At 63.0% G+C, this 16,787-nt stretch carries 13 protein-coding genes and 1 pseudogene; all 14 read left to right on the top strand.

The window, feature by feature from the left end; all coding sequences use genetic code 11:
* Positions 1 to 4 precede the first annotated feature (4 nt).
* The 14 genes and pseudogenes from ACWAT4_RS24330 (at position 5) to ACWAT4_RS24265 (ending at position 16,743) form a co-directional block, all read left to right on the top strand.
* Positions 5 to 811, top strand: a complete 807-nt coding sequence (locus ACWAT4_RS24330; protein ID WP_449728261.1) for a shikimate dehydrogenase family protein — start codon at positions 5 to 7, stop codon at positions 809 to 811.
* 130 nt (positions 812 to 941) lie between these two features.
* Entirely contained in the window at positions 942 to 1,760 is an 819-nt protein-coding gene (locus ACWAT4_RS24325) for a lytic murein transglycosylase (RefSeq protein WP_212302613.1), read from the top strand.
* Positions 1,761 to 1,871: 111 nt separating this feature from the next.
* Positions 1,872 to 2,093, top strand: a complete 222-nt coding sequence (locus tag ACWAT4_RS24320; protein WP_092230347.1) for a hypothetical protein — start codon at positions 1,872 to 1,874, stop codon at positions 2,091 to 2,093.
* 12 nt (positions 2,094 to 2,105) lie between these two features.
* Entirely contained in the window at positions 2,106 to 2,528 is a 423-nt protein-coding gene (locus ACWAT4_RS24315) for a hypothetical protein (protein ID WP_212302615.1), read from the top strand.
* A gap of 403 nt (positions 2,529 to 2,931) precedes the next feature.
* Positions 2,932 to 3,378 (top strand): MaoC family dehydratase, encoded by a 447-nt coding sequence (locus ACWAT4_RS24310; protein ID WP_449728260.1) that lies wholly within the window; start codon positions 2,932 to 2,934, stop codon positions 3,376 to 3,378.
* Positions 3,379 to 3,482: 104 nt separating this feature from the next.
* Positions 3,483 to 3,979, top strand: a pseudogene (locus ACWAT4_RS24305) (hypothetical protein).
* 267 nt (positions 3,980 to 4,246) lie between these two features.
* Entirely contained in the window at positions 4,247 to 5,401 is a 1,155-nt protein-coding gene (locus tag ACWAT4_RS24300) for a helix-turn-helix transcriptional regulator (RefSeq protein WP_212302618.1), read from the top strand.
* A 226-nt stretch (positions 5,402 to 5,627) separates the two neighbouring features.
* Positions 5,628 to 6,602, top strand: coding sequence for an AraC family transcriptional regulator (locus tag ACWAT4_RS24295; RefSeq protein ID WP_212302619.1), 975 nt, complete (start codon positions 5,628 to 5,630; stop codon positions 6,600 to 6,602).
* A 73-nt stretch (positions 6,603 to 6,675) separates the two neighbouring features.
* Positions 6,676 to 7,230 (top strand): DUF3455 domain-containing protein, encoded by a 555-nt coding sequence (locus ACWAT4_RS24290; protein WP_449728259.1) that lies wholly within the window; start codon positions 6,676 to 6,678, stop codon positions 7,228 to 7,230.
* Positions 7,231 to 7,275: 45 nt separating this feature from the next.
* The gene (locus ACWAT4_RS24285; RefSeq protein WP_449728258.1) at positions 7,276 to 7,524 is read left to right on the top strand and encodes a DUF6894 family protein; all 249 of its coding nucleotides are present in this window, start codon (positions 7,276 to 7,278) and stop codon (positions 7,522 to 7,524) included.
* A 227-nt stretch (positions 7,525 to 7,751) separates the two neighbouring features.
* The gene (locus tag ACWAT4_RS24280; RefSeq protein ID WP_449728257.1) at positions 7,752 to 10,805 is read left to right on the top strand and encodes an autotransporter outer membrane beta-barrel domain-containing protein; all 3,054 of its coding nucleotides are present in this window, start codon (positions 7,752 to 7,754) and stop codon (positions 10,803 to 10,805) included.
* Positions 10,806 to 11,033: 228 nt separating this feature from the next.
* Entirely contained in the window at positions 11,034 to 14,243 is a 3,210-nt protein-coding gene (locus ACWAT4_RS24275; protein WP_449728256.1) for an autotransporter outer membrane beta-barrel domain-containing protein, read from the top strand.
* Positions 14,244 to 14,391: 148 nt separating this feature from the next.
* Positions 14,392 to 15,510, top strand: coding sequence for a helix-turn-helix transcriptional regulator (locus ACWAT4_RS24270; protein ID WP_449731254.1), 1,119 nt, complete (start codon positions 14,392 to 14,394; stop codon positions 15,508 to 15,510).
* Between the two features lie 111 nt (positions 15,511 to 15,621).
* Positions 15,622 to 16,743 (top strand): helix-turn-helix transcriptional regulator, encoded by a 1,122-nt coding sequence (locus ACWAT4_RS24265; protein ID WP_212443811.1) that lies wholly within the window; start codon positions 15,622 to 15,624, stop codon positions 16,741 to 16,743.
* Positions 16,744 to 16,787: the final 44 nt, after the last annotated feature.

Raw genomic sequence — 16,787 nt, 5'->3', positions numbered from 1 at the left:
CGGCATGATCCCGGCTCCTACCGGCGCGACGCGACTCTACGTCATCGTCGGCGATCCCATTGCGCAGGTGCGCTCACCCGCAGGGGTATCGGCGGAGTTCGCAGCCCGCGGCCATGATGGCATCCTCGTTCCGGTTCAGGTCGCGACCGCCGATCTGCCAAACTTCCTGTCGGTGGCGAACCGGCTGAAGAACCTCGACGGCATTGTCGTGACCATCCCGCACAAATTCGCCTGCTATCAGGCCTGTGCCAGCGCGACCGATCGCGCGCACTTCCTGCGTGCTGTCAACCTGATGCGCCGCCGTGCGGATGGCACGTGGCACGGCGACATGGTGGACGGTCTCGGCTTCCTCGGCGCGGCGCGGGTGAAGGGGATTGACCCGCGCGGTATGCGGGCGCTTCTCGTCGGTGCGGGTGGTGCTGGCTCGGCTATCGCGCTAGCCTTGGTCGAGGGCGGCGTCAGGGAGCTCGCTATTCACGACAGCGCGGCCGAACGCCGCGACGCGCTGATCGGCCGTCTCAACGATCTCGGCAAGGCGCCCGTGCGGCCAGGCGCTATCGATCCCGCAGGCTTCGATTTCATCGCCAATGCCACGCCCGCCGGAATGAAGGATGGCGACCCGTTCCCGGTCGACGTCACGCGACTGGCGCCGTCGGCCTATTGCGGCTGCGTGATCACCAAGCCGGAAATCTCGCCCTTCATCGTGGAAGCACGCAAGCTCGGCTGCGTCACCGCAACCGGGACCGACATGTACCAGCAGCACCAGAGCATCATGGTGGATTTCTTGCTGGGGGCGGATCGCTCACGCTAAGCGTTTGAGTCATGTCAAGGATAATGCTTGCATTGATTGCATCGGTCGGGGCTTGAGCGCGCCCGGCTGACGTAGGATCATGCGCCGTGCGCGAGCCGGTCGCGCAAAGTCGTGAGAAGGGAACGCTGGAATGACTGAGAGTAGGACCGTTGCGACGGCGGTGATCGGCGCGGCCGCGCTACTGTTGTCCCTGATCCCTGCCGCCCATGCCGCACAATGCGGCAACGGGCCCGGCGGTTTTGAAACCTGGAAGCGGGAGTTCAGCGCGGAGGCGCAGGGCAAGGGCATCGGTCAGACCGCGATCTCGGCGCTGATGCAGACCAATTACGCCAGCGCCACCATCAATGCGGATCGCAGCCAGCACAGCTTTTCATTGTCCCTGGATCAGTTCCTGGCCAAGCGTGGCGCCACTACCATCGTCGCGCGCGGGCGGTCGCTGAAGCAGTCGCAGGCGGCGATGTTTGCCTCGATCGAGCAACGCTACGGCGTGCCGCCGGGCCCCTTGATCGCGATCTGGGGCATGGAGACCGGATTCGGAAGCCAGCGCGGCAACCAGAACATGCTCTCGTCGATTGCGACGCTGGCCTATGACTGCCGTCGCCCTGAGTTCTTCACCGAGCAGCTCTATGCGGCGCTGAAGCTGGTCGACCGCGGCGTACTGTCGGGGGCGACCCGCGGCTCCATGCATGGCGAGGTCGGCCAGACCCAGTTCATGCCCAAGAACATCCTGGCCTATGGCACCGGCAATCTGGAGGTCGCCGCCAACGCGCTGAGTTCGACCGCGAACTTCCTCAAGGCCAATGGCTGGCGCGCGGGAGCCGGTTACCAGCCGGGCGAGCCGAATTTCGCCGCCATCCAGGCGTGGAATGCAGCCGGCGTCTACCAGAAGGCCATCGCGCTGATGGGCCGGCAGATCGACGGGGGTGGCGGAGCGGCGGCAGCGCGCTAACTAGCTCCGCAAGGCGTGACTGCGCGCATCAGAGAAAGTTGTTGCATTCAGGAACCGACGGCACGAGGTTTGCTTTGATCAAGTTCAGGGCTGGGCATGAGGAGACTCAACATGGCTACCCAGATCGTGATGGACCAGACCGGCGATACGCGCCACGAGTTTGATCCAGAAAATGCCGAAGCGTTGGCGCGGGCCGAACAACGCTTTCGGGAGCTGACCGGCGCGGGCTTTACCGCCGCGTACCGGACCGGACCGGGCGAAGTCACGCGTATCAAATCGTTCGACCCGACCGCGCAGGAAACGCTGTTCTATCCTCGCCTGGTCGGCGGTTGATCTGAACGGCTCATGATCGCGGTCTTCAGGCTTCGCGCGCCCGCGCGAGCGCGTCTGCACGCGCTCCGCGAGCTCTACCGGCGCTTCTTCGGCGAGAACACGCCCGAGGCGCGCGGCCGGCGGCTTTTGTCTGAATGGCTGACTGTAGAGCAGCGCGCGCAATTCGAGCAGCACCGGCATTTCGACGTCATCGGCTGCGACACCGGCAAGCGCTACCGCATTCACTACGGCACCGCTGCCAACGTCCACGAGATCGACGAGGCGGGGCTTGCAACGATGGGATGGTGCTTCGTCCCGTCAGGCTTCCTGGTGCCGGGCGACGTGATGCTGGCGCAGAAGATCGCGCTCGAGACGGACGAGAAGGGGGCGCTGGCGCTCGCCAACCGATTTCCGCCGGCAACGCATTCGGAGCATTTTTACCGGCGGCCGTTCTAACGCTCCGGATCGGCGGGTAGGCAGTTCAGGAGTGCGTGGTGCGATAGGCATCCAGCGCATGCGCTGCAAAGATGCCGATGCTGCAAAGCACGAGGAGGGCTGAGATCAGTTCGATCATAGCTCGTCCTCCCCAAGCGGCTTGGCGACGAGGTATTGGCAGCAGGCATATTCGCCGATCAGGTCGAGGATGAATTGCATGACGCACGTCCCTGTATGATTTTGACAACCAGATAACCGGCTATCTGTTTCAGGCGTGTTTCGTCGAATTGGGAAAGGGGTTTCGCGGGGAACCGGGAGCTGGCCTGCGAGCGGCTAAACCGCTACATCCCCGGGGCCAGCTATCCCTTGTATCCCTTGGCCGTGCGTGACACGCGGGCGGTGCGTCCTATTTCGAGGCAAAATCATGGCACAGGTCGCCTGGTTCGACGATCTCATCGTCGGCATGCGTTTCGAATCCCCCGAGGTCGAGGTCACCGAGGCCGACATCAAGCGCTTTGCCGCCGAGTTCGACCCGCAGCCGATGCATCTGGACGACGAGGCCGCCAAGCAAACCTTGTTCAACGGCCTGGCTGCCTCGGGTTGGCACACCGCGGCGATCGCGATGAACCTCGCAATCCAGACCCGCCCTTTCGGTCCGCACCCGTTGATCGGTGCCGGCGTCGACGGGCTGCGCTGGACCATCCCAGTACGCCCGAATGACCGCCTGCATCTGGTCGGCGAGGTCATGAGCCTGACGCCGTCGAAGTCGAAGCCGCAGGGTATCGCGCTGGTGAAGTGGACCATGTTCAACCAGAACGGCGAGGAAGTTTACACCTTCACCCCGATCGCAATCGTGCCGCGGCGCACCTAGGGCGGTTCGCGCTGTCCGCCATCGGCCGGAGCGTGCCGGTTGAGGCCCTTGCGGCCTGCCGGGAGTGGTGGTCAGCTTGCGCAGGGGAAACGCTGGAGGCTGAGATGAAACGACTCCTTCTTGCGGCCGCGCTGCTCTCCGGCGCCTGGGTGCCGGCCCTGTGATCGCGCAGCAGTCCAAGGTCGGCGACTGGACTATCGAGAAGCGCACCCAAGACGCCCACTGCAACGCCAGCCGGGGCTACAAGGACAAGGATGACGAGAACCGCGACTACGTCATCGTGATCACCTATTCGGACAAAGCCATCGTGATCGTGATGATCTACGACGGCTGGGAGTGGGACAAGATCGGCGAGATCCTGAGGGCCGACGTCGGCACTGACGACGCCGACATCATGTCGAACGCGAAGTGGGAGGTCATGGACAAGACCACGGTGCGCGGCATCTTCGAGTACGATCAGTCCATCATGGACCGCCTGTCGAAAGCCAAGCGTCTTACGCTCGATTTCGACGATGACGATGACGACAGCATCGAGATGCAGATCCCGCGCGCCGGCGAGGCACTCGCCGCGCTGAAATTTTGCGAGGAGAACAGGAAATAAATTGCCGATGCTGCGGATATTGGCAGACAGGACTTGAGCAAGAGGCGATCGCAATAGCGAGAGGGCGCGTGATGCACGGCACACAGTCCGCTCGCTGTTCGCATTTATCCTAGTCTTTGGCGAAAACGTCCAAGCCGCACCCTGCGGTTGACGTTACGCAAGGACGATGTTCGATATTCCAGCATTTTTATCTGACGTTTGCTCCTCGTTGACGACGGCCGGCCGGTCCGCCTTCGTCGTCAGCCTCCCGACCGCTTTGCCCGCGCGATGACGACCCTCGAGGCGAACAGGCTCTCCTCGCTGGTCGGCGAGATCTACGATGCGGCAGTCAATCCGGCGCAGCGAAACACCGCTCTCGAGCAGGTTGCAGGTTTCGTCGGCGGCTCGGCCGTGACCATTCTCTCGCGGGATGCAGCCAGGCTCTCGATCGAAATCCACCAGCATTATGGGACGGACCTCCGCTTTCGCGAGCTCTACCGAGACCGGTATGTCGAGCTCGATCCGTTGCTCGATCGCCACCTCAGGCTTGCCGTCGAACAGACCATCGGCGTTGCCGATGTGATGCCCTATTCGGACTTCGTGACCACCAGCTTCTATCGGGAATGGGTGGAACCGCAGGGCGCGGTCGACCTCGCAAGCGTTACGCTCGAGCGCTCGAGCGCACGCACGACCATTCTCCAGGTGATGCGCGGCCGATCACGCGGTGCCGTCGATGATTCGATGCGCGAGCGCATGCGGTTGATTGCGCCGCACATCCAACGCTCCCGTGTCATGGGTCGGCAGATCAGGGCGCGATCGCACACCGTGGCTGACCTCGCAGAAGTTCTTGACCGTCTGAGCACGGCAATCTGCCTTTTCGACGGAGAGGGGCGGGTTGTCCATGCCAACGCGGCCTGCCGGCAAATGCTCGCTGACGGCGGTCTGATCGCGATCGTGGGTGATCGCATCGTGGCCCGTAACACCCAGGCCGACAAAATATTCCGCAGCTTGTTCGATGTCGTTGCCGACGACGGAACCCATTCGACCGACCGCCGCAAGATCGAGCTGATGACGTCGGCCGACGGTCAGCACTATCTGGCTCATGTCTTTCCGCTCACGCACGAACGCGCGCTGCAGCGCGATGGCGCAGCCACGGCGCTGTTCCTGCAAAAGGCCTCGATGGTGCCGCAACTCGCAACGGCGGCCATCGCTGCCGCGTTCAGGCTGACGCCGTCTGAGCTGCGTGTTCTGATGGCCATCGTCGAGCTCGGTGGCGTTCCCGACATCGCGGAAAAGCTCGGAATTGCCGAGACTACGGTGAAAACCCATCTGGGCCGCTTGTTCGAGAAGACCGGCGCCGGCAGGCAGGCCGATCTCGTGAAGATCGCCGCAGGCTTTGCTGCTCCGTTCGCGCTGCCGGCCGGTTCAGACGACGCCGTGTGATCCAATTCACATCGCGCGCGGCACGATTGCGCGATCTCAATGCATTGTGAAGACCAGGCTGCATTCGTCCTCCGAACGTATGACGCTTGTCATTTGACACTTTCGTATAGGCGGTTTCTGAAATGAGAAAGGCAATGCGCGCCACAACGACAATGCGCGGCACCGGATACGAGTGCGGGGAACAACAGCGCGTGGCCGAGCCTGCTCGTCGATTGGAGGGATTACAATGAGCAGCAATGATGATGTTTCCATCCTCAGAGTTTCGTCGAACGACATTCCGGAAAGCGAGCGCGTCACCACGCTGCGCGATTTCTACTGCCGCGGCCTGGTGAAGGCCGAGCTCGAAATTCGTGATGGCGAGCCCATCATCGCAAACCTGACCGCGCATTCACTGCCCGATGTCCAATTGCTCCTTGGCACGCTGTTCGGGGCCAAGCTCGTTCGTTCCCGGCAACTCGCTGTCGACGGCGACGACAGTCTTGCCCTGGTGGTCAATCGGTCTGGAACCGTCGGGGTCACGGGGCGCGGACGCGACCTGTTGCTAGGTCCCGGAGACGCCGTGCTGGCAAGCGCCGAGGACGCCATGACCCTCGAACGGTTCGTGGCAGGAGACTGCTTCTCGCTGTTCGTGCCGCGGCGGGTGCTCGCGCCGATCATCATGGACGTCGATGATGCCGTGATGCGCGTTATCGGGGATCGGCAGGCGGAAATCAGGGTGCTTGTCGACTACGCCACATCGCTGTTGCGGGAGCACGCATTGGCGACGTCCGCATTGCGCGAGCTCGGCGCCGGGCATTTGCACGATCTCCTGGCGCTGGTACTCGGTCCGACCGACGAGATCAGGGAAAGCGCCGGCCGGCGCGGCGCGAAGGCAGCCCGCTTGCGCAAGGCCAAATTCCTGATCGTCAACAATTGCTGGCGGCAGGACCTTTCAGTCGGAGGTGTTGCGCAGGAGCTCGGCGTCACGCCGCGCTACCTCCAGCGGCTGTTCGAGGTCGACGGCAAGACGTTCTCCTCCTTCCTGATCGAGCAACGTCTGAAGCGTGCCCATCGCATGTTGCGGGAACCGGAATTTGCCGAGCGTCCGGTGTCCTCGATCGCCTACGACGTCGGCTTCGGCGATCTCTCTTATTTCAACCGCTGCTTCCGGCGAGCCTATGCGGCCACGCCGAGCGACGTCAGGAGCGGCACGGCAGGTTGAATGCCTCCCGGCGAATTTGACCGAGCCGCCGATTTCAATGCGGGCTTGGGAATTCTTCTTGGGAATATTTGACATGATCCTTGATCGTGAAGGCATGGCTATTGCGCGATTGCTGAGCAGAGGTGTCGCTGTTGCGGGTGTGCTCTATGGAGCGTCGGCCTGGGCGAGGACGCCGGACGAGATCAGGGTTCCCGGAGAGATTCCTGGCACAGTCCTGCATGCCGAGGGGGTGCAGATCTACGAATGCCGGCCCGACGCCGCGCATCAACTGGTCTGGCAGGCCCGCGAGCCGGCGGCGACGCTGATGGACGGTGACAATTCCGTCGGCCGCCACTATGCCGCGCTCCAGTGGAAAGCTGTCGATGCCAGCACGCTGACGTGGGAGCACAGGGACGGCAGCTCCGTGAAAGCGAAGATCGTCGCCCAGGTGGCGGGCCGGAATTCCGACGATCTGCCCTGGCTCAAATTCGGCGTGATCGCGCAGAGCGGCGATGGCCTGTTCTACGGCGTCAGCCATGTCCAACGGATCAACACGAGAGGCGGCGCGGCCCACGGGACATGCGAGCAGGCGGGGACCTATCGCAGCGTGCCGTACTCGGCCGACTACGTATTCTGGCGCGTGGAATAGGGAATGACGCAGCGTTGCGTGCGGCGCCGCCGATTGGAGTATTGAATGCGCCGTTTCTTCTTCGATCTCCTGGTCGGCAATGTCGTCAAGATCGATCCGGGCGGCATGGTTTTCGAGCATGCCAAGGCGACCTTCGTGGTTGCGGATGAGATGGCAAGACACCTGTTCGTCTGGCGCGACGATCTACGCGATCGCGATGCCTGGATCCGCGTCAGGGACGCTGGCGGGCGCGAGATCTACCGCGCTGCGGTCTGGGCCGAGAGCGCCGAGAAGGCGGGTTGGGACCAGGCGTAATGCCTGAGGCGACGGTGTCGCAACTCTGCATCAGTGCCTGGCGAAACGGCGTCAGTTCGTTTTAAGCCCAGGTCCGGTCGCTTTCGTCCAAGTCGAATGCGACGGCCATTCCTACTCTAACGGTCGGCGAATCCAGTTCGCCGTGGCGGGCCTCCTCCATTCGGATGAGGTCGGCCGCAATAGGCCTTCGCGCCCTTTTGGCGAAGGGCATCGACCGGGGAATGGATATGAAACGAAGGCTTCTTGGGACCGTCAGCCGTCGCTTGCTGCGGATTCCGGCGTCCGCGCTGCTGCTGGCGCCTTGGATCATGGCTGAGTCCGCGGAAGCTGCTTGCACGCCGCCGTCGCCGGTCAATAACGCGGTCGTCACCTGTTCCGGAACGATAACCAATGCGAACGGAACGATCGGCTATGGATCGGCAACCGACACCGGCAATACCATCAATGTGGTGGCCGGCACATTCCTGAACGGCACGACCTCCGGCATCACGCTTAACCAGGGCTCGATCAACAATGCCGGCGCAGTCCTGGGCGGCAGCGCGGCGTCGAACGGCGCGACCGGAATTGCGGCCGGCGGGGATTTCGAATTGAAGAACACGGGAGATCGCGTTCAGGCCCTTGGGACCAACGCGATCGCCATCAGCAGCCCCGGTACCGTGAATATCGAGAATGCAGCAGGCATCTACGCGATTGCCACAGGTGGAATCGCGATCCAGGCAAACGTCGTCAACCTGACCACGAACTCCGGCCAAGTCGATGGACTCCGGTTTGGAATCCTCGCAACCACCGCTGTGACGGTCAACAACACCAGCTCCGGCTCGGTCGTTACAAACGGATTGAACGCCGCTGCGATCATGACGTCCGGTAGCGCCCTCATCAACAATGACGGCACATTTTTCGCTACATCGAACGGCAGCGTTGCGATTAGCGCCGGAACCGTGACTGTCGCGAGCAACACCGGCACAATTGCGGGAGGCGCGGCCGGCATCTCCTCCGCCGGCGCGGCCACGATCAACAATGGCGCAACTGGTGACATTCAAGCTGCCCTTATGAACGGCGTCGCCATATCGGGCGGGAGCATTGTGACGGTTGCCAACGCCGGCGAGATTGAGGGGCGTACGGTGGGAAGCCGGGCCATTGCAGCGACGACGGTTGTGGTGTCCTCGAATTCCGGCCTCATCGAGGCCGGTGCGCAGGGCATTGTTGCCAATATCGCAACCGTCACGAACGGCAGCTCCGGAGCTATATCGGCCGACGACGCCAATGGATCCGCCATTAATGCGGGGCTCGCGAATGTCGCCAATGCCGGACAGATCTTTGCATCGAATGCGGGCGGCATCGGTATCCTGGCCACAACGGTCAATGTGACGGCCAACACCGGCACGATCTCGGGCGAGTTCAATGCGATTCGATCGCCGTCGGGTTCCGTGACGGTCAACAACAATGGCGGCACGATCCAAAGTACGAACTTCAATTCCACCGCGGTGTTCGCCAAAACGGACGCGACCATCGTCAATGCCGGCACGATCAAGGGGGGCGCAGGCGGCGGAATCGGAATACGAGCGGATGGCACGGCGACGGTCGCCAACGCCGCCGGCGGGCTCATCTCCGGCGGCCAATTCGGGATCAGCGCCGTCAACGTCAAGCTCAACAATGCGGGTATCGTGGAGTCGAGTTTCTTGGCCGCCGGCGTCGATGCCCGGACGGCCGAGATCATAAACTCCGGCACGATTCGAGCGAACGACGGCGCCGCCATTCAAGCGTTCGATGTGCTGACATTGAGCAACTCCGGCACGATCACCGGCGCGCCGGACGCCGAGGCCATCTCCGTTGGGGGAGCCGCCACCATCAACAACGCCGGCATCATCTCGACAGGCGTGCGCGGCGTGTCGGTCGACGGCGCCGCAACCATCATCAACTCGGGCTTGATCTCCGGTCAGACCGGCGTGCTGGTGAAGGGCGGAGCGGATATCACGAACTCCGGCACGATCACCGGCACCGGCGGCACGGCGATCAAGCTCTCCGCCAACGCGGACACGCTGACGCTGCTGCCGGGCTCGAAGATCGACGGCGTGGTCGATTTCGGTTTCGGCAACGACGTCGTCAACGTCGACTTCGGAGTGCGTAGCAGGGTATCGTCGCTGACAACGATCGACCTGCCGACCTTCATCAATTTCAACGGCACGATCAACACCATCACGTCGGGCTTCAATGGTCCGTCAGTCGTCTCCGGCACGACGCTCGCAACGTTGGATCCGACGGCGCTGGCGCAAACCGACCGCACGCTGATGGAGTTCACCGGCGGCGTGTCGTCGCTGGTGCAGGGTCGTTTGAACGGCGGCGGGACGACCGGTGGCAACATGATGGCGATGGCTTATGCGCCAGAGAGCGCGCAGGCAGGTCCCTTCACCAAGGCGCCGAAGAGCATGTGGACAGATCCGGCGCCGATCACGGTCTGGGTCAACAGCTTTGGCGGCCAGCGCGTTCAGGACGAAACCGCCGCGACGTTGCGCGCGACCTCGACGGCCTGGGGCGGTGCGATCGGCATCGACCGCAAGGTGCAGCCGAACTGGCTGGTCGGCGCCTTCCTCGGCGGTGGGCAGGGCGGCCTCACGGTCGATCTCAACTCGCAATCGGTCGACACCAATTACGTGTTCGCCGGCGCCTACAGCCGCTTCGAATGGGCCTCGCAGTTTTTCGATTTCACGCTCCAGGGCGGCAACGCGGACAACAAATCGCGCCGGTTGGTGCTGAACAGCGCCGCAATCGGTGGCATGGAGACGGCGAGGGCGACCTACAGCGGCTGGTACGTCAGCCCGGAAGTCTCGTACGGCTACAAGCTCAGGATCGGCAACGGCTATCTGCTCACCCCGACGGCGCGGCTGCGCTACGTCGCCGGCCGGTTCGACGGCTACAGCGAGACCGGTTCGGCGCAGGGACTGTCGGTCGGCGGCCGCACGCTCGGAGATTTCGAAGAGCGCGGCGAGATCGATCTCTCGCGTGTCACGGGCCTCGCAGACGGCGAGCTCAAAACCAATATTCATGGCGGCGTGATCGCGCTGCAGCGGGCCGGCGACACCACCATCAACACGGTGCTGCTAGGGCAGAACCTCTCGTTCGTCACGCCCGGCAGCCGCAGCGTCGTCGGTGCGGTGGCTGGCCTCGGTTTCGACTATCGCACCAGCCGCAACGTGTCCGTGTTCGGCGCGGTCGAGGGCATGATGATGTCCGACCAGAGCCGCACCGGCACAGCCAAGGGCGGCCTTCGCGTCGCGTTCTGAGCCGGCAGTCGTGACGTAGATTTGCAACAGCGCTGAACCGAATGCGTCGGTTCGTTTGGAGCATGAATAGCGTCGTTCTCGTCCAAGCTGCAAGTCGACCTTCTCTCTAATTTTGATCTGCGCGAATCGGAAGCGTCCTTCGCCGTCAAATGACGGCGTCGTCGCGTGCAGACCAACGTCGAGCCGTCGGCCGCCATCTTGCGCCGATGGGGCAGTGGGGAAATGGAAATGAACGTGACAGCTCTGAACGGGATTGAACGGCGGCGTTTGGTACGGCGATCGATATGCCTGCTTGCTCCCTCGCTGCTGGCCGTGCCGCTGATCACGCTAGATCGCGCCGAAGCCGCCTGCACGCCGACGTCTCCGGTCAATGGTGTGGTCGTGACCTGTACCGGAACGACAACCGATGCGAACGGCACCAGCGGATATGGGACGGCAACCGACGCCGGCAACACGATCAACCTGACGTCCGGTTCACAGGTGATCGGCACGAAATCAGGCATCACACTGGACCGGGGCGGCATCAACAATGCCGGCACCATCGTGGGAGGCTCCGTGGCAGTCAGCGGCGCGACCGGCATCGATGCCGGCAGAGACCTCGACCTGACGAACAACGGTAGCTCTGGTCTCGTTTCAGTAGCTGGTATCAACGCTATCGCCGTCAGGAGCCTCGGCACATTGAATGTGAGCAATCAGGGATCGATCTTTGCGAGCAGCGCCGGTGGGGTCGGGCTCCGGGGAAATATCGTCAACCTGACCGCCAACAGCGGCACTATCTTTGGTGCCACGACTGGGATATTCGCGGAGGCCGACGCCACGATCACCAACGGCGTCAACGGGGGCATTTCAGCTGGCCCCACCGGCATCGGAGTCACGGCGCAAGGCAAGGCGCTCATCGACAACGCAGGCGCTATTGCCGGATTGTACGCAATCAGCGCCGACTCTGTGACCGTTGCCAGCAATACCAAGAGTATCTTTGGTGGCGACAGGGGGATCTCCGCTCAGACCGCAGCTGATATCACCAACAATGTCGGCGGTACGATCGTCGCGAACAATGCAGATGGCACCGCCATTCTCAGCCAGGGCACGGCAACGGTCGCCAACGCCGGCATGATCCAAGGGCTGGCGAACGGAAGCAAAGCGATTGCCGCGGTAACAGTCGTGGTATCCTCGAATTCGGGCACGATCTCCGCGGGCGCCATGGCCGTGGCCGCCAATACCGCAACCGTCACGAACAGCAGCGGCGGCACGATCTCGGTGTTCGAAAACGACGGATCTGCCATCAATGCGGTGACGGCCAACGTCTCCAATGCCGGACAGATTCTCGCGTCGGGTCCGGGCGGCATGGCGATCCTTGCCGGCACGGTGAACGTGACGGCCAACACGGGCATCATCTCGGGCGATTTCAATGCCATCCGGTCGCCGTCGGGTGCCGTCACCGTCAGCAACAACGGCGGTACGATCCAGTCCACCAGCGACAATTCCCAGGCCATTTTTGCCGGAGCCGGAGCGACCATCGCCAACGCCGGCACGATCAAAGGGGGGCCGGTCAACGGAGCCGCGGTGTTTTCACAGACGACGGCAACCGTCACGAACGCCTCGGGAGGGCTGATTTCCGCCGGGAAGTTCGCGATCATCGCCGACCAGGTCAAGCTCAGCAGTTCCGGCACGGTGGAGTCCACCAATACCGTCAATCCCGGCAATGCCAATGCCGTCAATGCCCGCATCGCTGATATCACGAACTCAGGCACGCTTCGTTCAGCAGGAGAGGCGGCAATCGAGACGTTCAGTGCGCTGACGTTGAATAATTCGGGAACGATCACGGGGGCGTTGAGTGGCATCGACACCAGCGGGCAAGCCGATATCGTCAACACCGGCGTCATCTCCGGACGAAACGCAGTCCTGGCCGGTGGCGGCCTCAATCTCTCGAACGCGGCAGGCGGCATCATTTCCGGCACCGTCGATGGCATTTTTGTGCTGGGCGTCGGTGCGATCAGCAACGCCGGCAGCATCTCGGGGGGCGTTGCCGGCATTGCGACCAACACAGCCGCAACGATCGTCAACACGGGCTCCATCTCCGGCAAGATCGGTCTGAAGGTCGGGGAAGCGGCGAACATCACGAACTCCGGCACGATCACCGGCACCGGCGGCACGGCCATCCTGCTCTCCGAGAAGGCCGATACGCTGACACTGCTGCCGGGCTCGAAGATCAATGGTGTGGTCGATTTCGGCTTCGGCAACGACGTCGTGAACGTCAACCTCACGCCGATCAACAGCAAGGTATCGTCGCTGACCAGCGTCGCGCTGCCGACGTTCACCAATTTCAACGGCACCATCAACACCAATATTTCCGGAGGAAATTTCAACGGCCCGTCGGTCGCCTCCGGTCTGGCGCTCGCGACTCTCGATCCCACCGCGCTCGCCCAGACTGATCGCACGCTGATGGACTTCACCGGCGGCGTGTCCTCGCTCGTCCAGGGCCGCCTGAGCGGTGGTGCGGGCGGAGCCGGCAGCAACATGATGGCGATGGCCTATGCACCGGAGACCGCGCAGGTAGGTGCCGTCACCAAGGCGCCGCACAGCCTCTGGACGGATCCGGCGCCGATCACGGTGTGGGCCAACAGCTTTGGCGGTCAGCGCATCCAGGACGAGACTGCTGCGACCCTACGCGCGGCCTCGACGGCCTGGGGCGGTGCTATCGGCATCGACCGCAAGATGCAGCCGGACTGGCTGGTCGGAGCCTTCCTCGGCGGTGGGCAGGGCGGTCTCTCGGTTGCGCTGAATTCGCAGTCGGTCGACACCAATTACGTCTTCGCCGGCGCCTACAGCCGCTTCGAATGGGCCTCACAGTTCTTCGACTTCACCATCCAGGGCGGCAATGCCGACAACAAATCGCGGCGGTTGGTCCTCAACAACACCGCCGTCGGCGGGATGGAGACGGCGACGGCCAACTACAGCGGCTGGTATGTTAGCCCGGAAATCGCCTACGGCTACAAGCTGGACGTCGGTAACGGCTATCTGCTGACCCCGACCGCGCGGCTGCGCTACGTCGCCGGCCGGTTCGACGGCTACAGCGAGGCCGGCTCCGCACAGGGCTTGTCGGTCGGCAGTCGCACGCTGCAGGATTTCGAAGAGCGCGGCGAGGTCGATCTCTCCCGGGTGACGCGCTTCGACAGCGGCGAGCTCAAGGCCAATATCCATGGCGGCGTGATCGCGCTTCAGCGCGTGGGCGACACCGGCATCAACACGGTGCTCCTCGGCCAGAGCCTGTCCTTCGTCACGCCCGGCAGCCGCAGCACCGTGGGTGGAGTCGTAGGCTTCGGCCTCGACTATCGCACCAGTCGAAATCTGTCCGTGTTCGGTGCTGTGGAGGGCATGGTGATGTCCGACCAGAGCCGCACCGGAACTGCGAAAGGGGGCCTCCGCGTCGCGTTCTGAGCCGGCATCAGCCCTGGCGGCCAGAACGCGGTGCCTGCCGGCCGGGCTCCATCCGCCCGGCCGGCACCCATCCTCCGATCGGAGGATGAGGGCATGCTCTGGTTGTGGTATGACACCAGGCATTGTTCATCCAAAGCTGTTCAACGCCATGCACAGACCGCGGAAGCTGCCCGATCTGGTCGAACAGATCTACGATGCCGGTCTCGATCCTTCGCTGTGGAACGATGTCGTCGTCGGCATCCGCGATTTCGTCGGTGGCCAGGCTTGCGGCCTGTTTTCCAAGGATTCGATCAGCAAGTTCGGCGTCACGCATTATTATTGCGGGGCGGATCCGCACTACATCCAGCTCTATTCGGAGACCCATTCCAAGTTCGATCCGCTGACGATACTGCCGCCGCACGGCCAGATTGTAAGCATTCCCGACCTCGTCAATTTCGACGAATATTGCCGCGGGCGATTCTATCAGGAGTGGATGCAGCCGCAGGGCAGCCGCGATGCCGCCAATGTCGTGCTCGATAAGTCGAATGCGAGTTGCCCCGTGATGATGACGGTGCTGTCGGGCCGGCGCATGGTCGACGCCAGGATGAAGCATCGCATGTCGCTGATCGTGCCGCACGCCAGCCGGGCTCTGCTCATCAACCGTGCCATCAGCTCGAAGCTGACTTTGGCCACGGCGCTGGCAGACGTTCTGGATAGTTTGTCATCCGGCATCTTCCTGCTCGATTCCTGCTGCCATGTGGTGCATGCCAATGCGAGTGGCCACGCGATGATCGAGGCCGACGACGTGGTGCGTCTCATAGCCGGCCAACTCGTGGCCAGCGGTACGGAAGCCAATCAGATCCTGCGCGACGCCTTCACGGCCCGCAGCGATGCGGCCTCGCTCGCGGCAGGAGGACAAGCGATCCCGTTGCTTTCCCCCAAGGGCGAACGCTACGTCGCGCATATATTGCCGCTGTCGTCAGTGCTGCGTAACGGCAGCGAGCATTCATCCGACGCCGTCGGCGCGCTGCTTCTGCGCCAGGTCACGCTCGGTGGGCAGTCCTACGGCGAACTGATTGGGCGGACCTTCGACCTCACGCCGACAGAACTGCGGGTGTTCCAGTCGATTGTCGAGGTCGGCGGCGTGCCGGAGACGTCCATCGCGCTGGGAATCGCGGAGACGACGGTGAAGACGCATCTGCACCGGGTGTTCGCCAAGACGGGCACATCCCGTCAGGCGGATCTGGTCAAGCTGGCGGCGGGATTCTCCAATCCGCTTGTGAATTAATCGGTCGATCGGCGTCGGCGACGTTGAACCTATTGGTCTCTCGGCCGACTCCATAGAAAAGCCGCCGGCATCAACCTCTCAAATCCTCGCGCCCGACTATTGGCTCTTCCAATGCAGTTGACTGCAAAGCACTCCGAATTGATCGAGAGTATCTATGACGCCGGACTCAATCCAGAGTTGTGGTCTGGCGTCGTCGTCATGCTTAACGGATTCTTCGGCAGCCGGGCCTGCGGTCTGATTTCGAAAGACAAGGTGAGCAAGTCCGGATCGACGCATTATTATTGCGGTGTCGATCCGCATTTCATCCAGCTCTATGCCGACGAATACGCGCAGCACGACCCACTCGCCAGGCTGCCCCGGTACGGCGAGGTGCGTAACATCCCCGATCTCGTGAATTTCGACGAATATCGCCGCGGCCGCTTCTATCAGGAATGGCTGCGTCCCCAGGGATGTGCCGACGTCGCGAATGTGGTGCTGGAACAGGCAAATTCGTCATGTCCGATGCTGATGACGGTGATCCCGGGGCGGGAGATGCTGGACGCGAAGATGCGCGCGCGCATGCAATTCCTGGCTCCGCACGCGAGCCGCGCTTTGATGATCAACCGGACGATCGAGCAGAAGCAACAGAAGTCGATGGCGCTGGCCGATGTCGTGGATCGCCTCAATGCCGGCGTGTTCCTGCTCGATGCCGCCTGTAACGTTGTTCACAGCAACCCGGCCGCCGATGCAATCCTGGATACCGACGATGTCCTACGATCCGTGCATGGCCGGCTGCTGGCAAGGTCGCCGGAGGCGAATGCGGCCCTGCGCAACGTCTTCCGTGGCGAAGTGGAGGTGGCTGCCGCGGCGGCGGTCGGCTGCAAAATTCAACTGACCTCGAGCGACGGATCCCATCACATTGCCCATGTGATCGCGCTGCCGTCGCTCTTGCGGGAGGGAAGCGCAGGGCGCGCCTGTGGCGCCATCGGAGCCCTGTTCGTCTGGAAGGCGAAACTCGATACCCGTTCCTGTGCCGGTCTGATCGACCGAACGTTCGAACTGACGCCTGCGGAACTCAGGGTTCTGCAATCCATCGTCGAAGTCGGCGGTGTGCCGGAGACGGCCGCTGCGCTCGGAATCGCGGAGACGACCGTGAAGACGCACCTGCATCGCGTGTTCGCGAAGACCGGCGTGAGCCGCCAGGCGGATCTCGTCAAGCTCGTGGCAGGGTTTTCCAACCCGCTCGTTCACTGACGCATCGTCAGCGCTGAAGCAGGTATCAGCGCCGCGTCGGCAAT

It is taken from the genome of Bradyrhizobium sp. T-1, assembly GCF_053592855.1.
This window is presented reverse-complemented; position numbering and strand designations above follow the sequence as displayed.